The sequence below is a fragment of the Candidatus Alcyoniella australis genome (genome assembly GCA_030765605.1).
GTDB classification, from domain to species: domain Bacteria; phylum Lernaellota; class Lernaellaia; order JAVCCG01; family Alcyoniellaceae; genus Alcyoniella; species Alcyoniella australis.
Window position 1 is genome coordinate 1 of the sequence record JAVCCG010000002.1, and the last position, 5913, is coordinate 5913.

4 protein-coding genes are annotated in these 5913 nt (G+C 65.9%); 1 reads left to right on the forward strand and 3 read right to left on the reverse strand.

From position 1 onward, the window contains the following. On the reverse strand, positions 1 to 557 hold a 557-nt coding region (locus tag P9M14_00205), incomplete at its 3' end, for an MBL fold metallo-hydrolase (protein MDP8254144.1). A 155-nt stretch (positions 558 to 712) separates the two neighbouring features. Here P9M14_00205 and P9M14_00210 point away from each other — a divergent pair. Then, the gene (locus P9M14_00210; GenBank protein MDP8254145.1) at positions 713 to 1738 is read left to right on the forward strand and encodes a GNAT family N-acetyltransferase; all 1026 of its coding nucleotides are present in this window, start codon (positions 713 to 715) and stop codon (positions 1736 to 1738) included. On the opposite strand, the gene P9M14_00215 is transcribed toward P9M14_00210, so the two are convergent. Both P9M14_00215 and P9M14_00220 read right to left on the reverse strand, forming a co-directional pair. After that, entirely contained in the window at positions 1722 to 2321 is a 600-nt protein-coding gene (locus tag P9M14_00215; protein MDP8254146.1) for an indolepyruvate oxidoreductase subunit beta, read from the reverse strand. The two genes, P9M14_00210 and P9M14_00215, sit on opposite strands and share 17 nt — an antisense overlap. After that, entirely contained in the window at positions 2318 to 5701 is a 3384-nt protein-coding gene (locus tag P9M14_00220; protein MDP8254147.1) for an FAD-dependent oxidoreductase, read from the reverse strand. The genes P9M14_00215 and P9M14_00220 overlap by 4 nt, the downstream gene beginning before the upstream one ends. Between the last annotated feature and the right edge of the window lie 212 nt (positions 5702 to 5913).

The window sequence follows — 5913 nt, forward strand, 5'->3', positions numbered from 1 at the left end:
AGCACTTGCGTGTCGTCGGGCAGGGTGAACAGCTTGCGCCGGATATTGTCGAGCAAGGCGTTGTGGTTGCCGCCGGGTAGGTCGGTGCGGCCGATGCTGCCGCAAAACAGCGAGTCGCCGACGATCGCCACCTTGTCGAACACCAAGCCGATGCCGCCGGGAGAATGCCCAGGCAAATGCAGCACGCGCATCTTGATTGCGCCGACTTCGACCTCGTCGCCTTCCTTAAGCAGCTGATCCGCGGGCGGAGACGAAGGCACGCTCATGCCGAACAGCGAGGCGGTGGCCGCGGAGTTGGCGAGCATGTCGGCCTCGGCCTCGTGGATCAGGATCGGCGCGTCGGTGCTCTGCTTGAGCTCGGCGTTGCCGCCGGTATGATCCCAATGCGAGTGAGTATTGATGATGTATTTGACGCTCAGCCCGTGCTTGTTCACCAGGTCGAGAATCATTTGCGCATGGCCGCCGGGATCGATCACCGCGGCTTGCTTGGTCTCTTCATCGCCCACGATGTAGCAGTTGACCGCCAGCGGTCCGGTCTCAAGCATCTCGAGAATCACATCGCCTCCTCGGGGTTGATTGCATTAGCCGCGACCGACCTTTCGCGGCTGGCCGAATCCTAATCGTCGACGTTACGCACTGTCAACGTCTTGGATCACCCGTCGGACCTGGCAATCGCTTTTTGCGCGGCGTTGGCTGTGATAAAACCGCTGACATGTCAAAGCTGAGCATCAGACCGCTGGACAGCGGGCAGTTCGAGCAAGCCGCGCACGTAGCGGTACGCGAGCATTGCGCACTGTTCGATGCGCCTGAGCTGCCGCGGCGCGTGAACGAGCTGCACGGCGCTTGGTCTAAGCGTGGCGCGGCCGAGGGAGTTTTTACCGCACTGGACCAGGACGACGGACTGGCCGGGCTGTGCGTTGTGCGCTGCCGCGAGAACGGCTGGGCCTGGCCTGCCACGCAACGGCTGAGCGGACCGCTGCCGCCGGCAAGTGCGGCCCTGGAACTGGTCTGGGTGCGGCCCGACTTACGGCGACAGGGTATCGCCGCCGCGCTGGCAGCGCGGGCAGTGGAGTACGCCGCGGCCCGCGCGTGCGACGAGTTGCTGTGCGAACCCCGGGGCGACAACGGTCTGGACCTTGCTCTGGCCTTAGGATTTGTACAGCGCGGCCGCCAATACCGGCTGTTGATCGACAGCTCTGAGCACTGCGGCGAGGTGCCGATCGCCCTGCCCCGCAAGCTGGTCCAGCCGCTGTTCAACGCGACGGGCTTTTGGCTGCGGCAAAAACGCGGCGACCCTCATGCGCTCTATGGCTACCTTTTTCTATTGTTCGCCTGCGTGCTGCTGCTCTCGCTGCTCGAGCCGGGATGGCGGCAAATAGCACAATCGCTGTTGTTCAACAGCGCGACCGTGTTGGCCGCAATACTGGCCTGTGCAGTGCTGCTGATCGGCGCGGGCGCGATCTATCGCGCACCCCTGCGTCCGCTGGACGCGCTTAAGCTATCGGCCGTCGGCCTAACGATCAGCGGCGCGCTTTGCGCGGCGCTAAGTTTGGCACTGCTAATGGCGGGCGTTGAGTACTCCGCGTTGCCCTCAATGGTCGGGGTATTGATCTGTTGTTTGGTGCTGGTGCCCGGAGAGCGGCTGTACGGCCGCTGGACCTGGGGCGCGGCACTACTGGCGGCCCTGGCCGCGGGACTCGTGGCTCAGGAATTGGGAATGTTCAGCCTAAATTATTGATGAAGCGGCGGCCCGCTTCAAAGGCCCGGGCGTTGACCTCGCGCAGGCGCTCCACAACGCTGGACACCACGTAATCGCGCAAAGCGTCGCCGGGCAGCGGCAGCACTCCGAGCTCGGCCAACGCTCCACTGAGCACGCTGTTTACAGCCATGGAACTGCCCGCCTCTTCTGCCAATCTCAGGACGTCAAAGGTCACCAGCCTCGCAACCGAACCCTCGAGCTGCCGCAAACGCGACAGTGCGTCGGGATATTCGCGGTCGGCCAATGTCAGGCCAAAGGGCACGATCGGCCGCGTGTTGACCAGCAGCGTGGTCTGCGGCCCGACGCGGTCCACAGCGCGCAAAGCCTCCAATGGCTCAAAGCCGACCAGCACGTCGGCACAGCCGCGACCGACCAGCGGACTGCGCGCCGCACCGATCACCAGCGTGCTGACCACCACACCGCCGCGCTGGCTCATACCGTGGATCTCGCCCGCCGTGGCCTCGAGCCCGGCGAGCAGCGCGGCCTCGCCCAGCAATCGGGTCATGGTCAGCGAGCCCTGCCCCCCGACTCCCGCGACCACGATTTTGCACAGTCCGCTCATTGCGCCTCCTGGACCTTCACGGGCCGGATCGCGCCGTTGGGACAGACCTGCACGCATACTCCGCAGCCGTCGCAGAGCACCGGGTCGATGGCAATTTTACCGTCGCGGCGCACGAACGCCGGACAGCCGAGCAGGTCCAGGCAGGCTTGGCACGTGGCGCAGATCCCGCAGGTCAGACAGCGCCGCGCCTCGCGCTGCGCCGATTGGATATCGAGCACGCCCCTGGTCGGCTCGAAATCTTTGCTGCGCAATTCGGCCTCGCGCTGCGGCGGGCTGATGCGTTGTTGAGTCGTCACGCCGCCGGGCGCGTACCGGGGCTCCTCGCGCCAGCGCTCGCGCTCGGGCTCGATCTCGCGCAGCACCGGGTCCGCGCTGAGCAACAGGTCGATGCCGTATGCCGCGCGTTTGCCCGCTGCCATGGCCTGGACCACGCTTGAGGGTCCGCTGACCACGTCGCCGGCCGCGAACACGTCCGCAACGCTGGTGGCGCCGGTCTGTTCGTCAACGCGCACCCAGCCCCACTTGTCGACATCGATTTGTTTTTTTCCGCAACGCGGAAGCAACGGACGCTGGCCCACGGCAAAGACGATCGAGTTGGCTTCCAGCACGCTCTCGCTGCCCTGGACCACCACCGGCCGCGCTCGTCCCGAGGCATCGAGTCGGCCCGGCTCGGTGCGTACGATCTCGAGCCCGGCGACACGACCATCCGTCGTCAGCACCCGCGTGGGGGCACTCCAGCTCAGCAGCTCGACCCCCTCTTCCAGCGCGTCGGCGATCTCCTGCGCGTCGGCAGGCATTTGCTCGACGCCGCGGCGGTAAACGACCTTGACCCCGCTCGCGCCAAGTCGCAGGGCCACGCGCGCCGCGTCGATCGCCGCGTTGCCTCCACCGATTACCAGCACGCGATCGCCAAGCTCTATCGCGCTTCCCAGGCGCTGCGCACGCAGCATCTCCAGGGCGCTGATGCAGCCCGTCGCTGTCTCGCCCTCGATTCCGGGCCTGGTGCCGATCATTGCGCCGCAGGCCAGCAGCAGCGCGTCATATTGATCGGCGAACAGCTCGGCCAAATCATCAATACGGCGACCGGACTCGAACTCGATCCCCGCGCCTTGCAGCATCTGCAGATCGCGCTCAAGCACTGCGCGCGGCAGCCGGTATTCGGGAATCGCCCATGCCGGTATTCCGCCGATCAGCGGCTGCGCGTCGAACACCCGAACCTGGAAGCCGCGCAGGCGAAGATCGAACGCTCCGGCCAATCCTGCCGGGCCCGAGCCGATCACGGCCACGCGTCCTTTGTCGGTCGGCAATGCGGACCAACGCTGGATCAGCGCGGCCCGCGCCGCGTCGCTCTCCAACTCTGCGGCCGCTGCCTTGAGATCGCAGATCGCCACAGGCTCGTCAAAATCGTTACGCACGCAGGCTGCTTCACACGGCCGGTGGCAAACCCGGCCGAGCACGCCGGGCAAACAGGCGCGCTGCCGCACCAGAGCGGTTGCCGCGTCCGCGTCCCCGGCTGCGAGCTGAGTTATGTAGCCCTGAACGCAGATTGTCAGCGGGCACTCGGTACTGCACGGCGGATGGAGCATTTTTTCCGCGGCCGAGCCTGTCAAATAATCATCCAGCCCCTGCGGCCCGTGCTCCACACGGCGGCGCGCACGCTCTAGCTCGTAGCCCTTGGAAATCGTCTGCTCGCATTTGTGGCATTGCTCATCAGCCATGCCGCAGTTGCGGCACAGCTCGGGATCAACTTCAAAAACAGTGCGCTCTTTGCTCTGCCCAAGCACCCGACGCTCAAACAGCGGGCACGGGCTGCGGCTGATCAGCACGCGCAGGCCCGGCAGCTCGAGCAGCTCCTCGACCGCTTGCTTGGTAATGCGCGCGTCGCTGGGGTCGACCACGCGAATCTGCCTTACTCCCAAGCCGCGCAACGCAGCCTCGATGTCGACCTGCTGCTGCCCCTGCTTCACGTCGGGCGAACCGGGATGCGGCTGGTGTCCGGTCATGCCGGTGGTCGAGTTGTCGAGCACCACCAGCAGCGCTTCTCCGGCGTTGCGCACCGCGTTGACCACGCCGGTGAGCCCCGAGTGGAACAGCGTCGAGTCGCCGATAAAGGCGATCATCGGCCGGTCGACCACGCGCCCCATGCCCACCGCCTGGTTGATCGAGGCGCCCATGCAGAAGAACAGGTCGCCGATCTCGATCGGCGGAGCAAAGCCCAGGGTGTAGCAACCGATGTCGGTCATGTACAGCGCGTCGGGCCCGGCTGCGAGCTTGACCGCGAAGTAGGTCGCGCGATGCGGGCAGCCCGCGCAGAGCTGCGGCGGACGGCCCGGCAGATCAACCGGCGACTCCATCACAGGCACGGCGCGCGACAGCTCGAGCTCGCGGCCCAAGGCGTCGAGCAGTTCTTCGACTCCCAGCTCTCCCAGGCGCGAGGTGTGACCGCTGTGCTTGCCCAGTACCGGCTTGAGCTTGCCCGAGCGCGCGAGCTGCAATTGCAGCTGCTCCTCCATGTACGGCTCGAGCTCCTCGATTACCAGCACGCGCTGGACGCGCTGAATCAGCCGCGCCACCTGCTCCTCGGGCCAGGGATGGATTACGCCCAGCCGCAGGATCGTCACGCGTTCAAGCAGATCAAGTTCGCGGCAGATGTCGATCAACGCCGCGCTCACCGCGCCGGAGCTGAGCAACCCCAATGGACCCTCGCCGATCAGCTCAAAAAACTCCGATCTTTGGCTGATCTGCGCGGCGCGCTCAAGCCGCTCGATCAGCACCGGATGCCGTTTGCGCGCGATGGCCGGCACCGGCACAAAGCTCTGCGGATCGCGTTGAAACACGCCGCTGCGTTGCGGCGGAAGCAGATCGTCAAAGGTCACCGTGCCGCGGGCGTGACTCAGCCGCGTGGTGGTGCGCAGGATTACCGGCAGCCGCACCTGCTCGCTGAGATCAAAGGCGTAGGCCGTCATGCGCCGCGCCTCGTCCGGGGTATGCGGCTCGAGCAGCGGCAGGCCTGATAGCCGCGCGTAGTAGCGGTTGTCCTGCTCGTTCTGGCTGGAGTGGCAGCCCGGATCGTCGGCGCTGACCAGCACGAATCCGGCGTTGGTGCCGGTGTAAGCGAATGTCATCAGCGGGTCTGCGGCCACGTTGACGCCCACGTGCTTCATCGCACACAGCGAGCGAGCGCCGCCCACGGCCGCAGCAGCGGCCAGCTCCAGCGCCACTTTCTCGTTGACCGCGTACTCGAAGTAAATCTGCGCCTCGCTCGCCAGGGAGTTCAGCGTGTCGCCGATCTCGCTGGCCGGCGTGCCCGGATAGGTCGTGGCCAGGGCCAGTCCGGCCTCCAGCGCACCGCGCACTATCGCCTGGTTACCCAGCAGCAATAGGCGTTTTCCCGGTGTCGGATCTAGCAAAGGATGCATGCGCGCCAAGTCTATGGCCGGGCGTTTTGACGGTCAAGCCGGACCGCGCCTAACCCGCATTTCTCACGAGGGGTCGTAGCGAGGCGTGCAAGATGCCGCAAGAACAAGGAAGACGAGTCGATACTGCGCAGGCGTACCCGCTGCGGTACGTCGAGCACGGATCGGCGAGAATG

What these genes read in the sequence shown, in the direction of transcription:
- P9M14_00215 (MDP8254146.1), bottom strand. Translation starts at nt 2,321, where the DNA reads ATGAGCGGACTGTGCAAAATCGTGGTCGCGGGAGTCGGGGGGCAGGGC.
- P9M14_00210 (MDP8254145.1), top strand. Translation starts at nt 713, where the DNA reads ATGTCAAAGCTGAGCATCAGACCGCTGGACAGCGGGCAGTTCGAGCAA.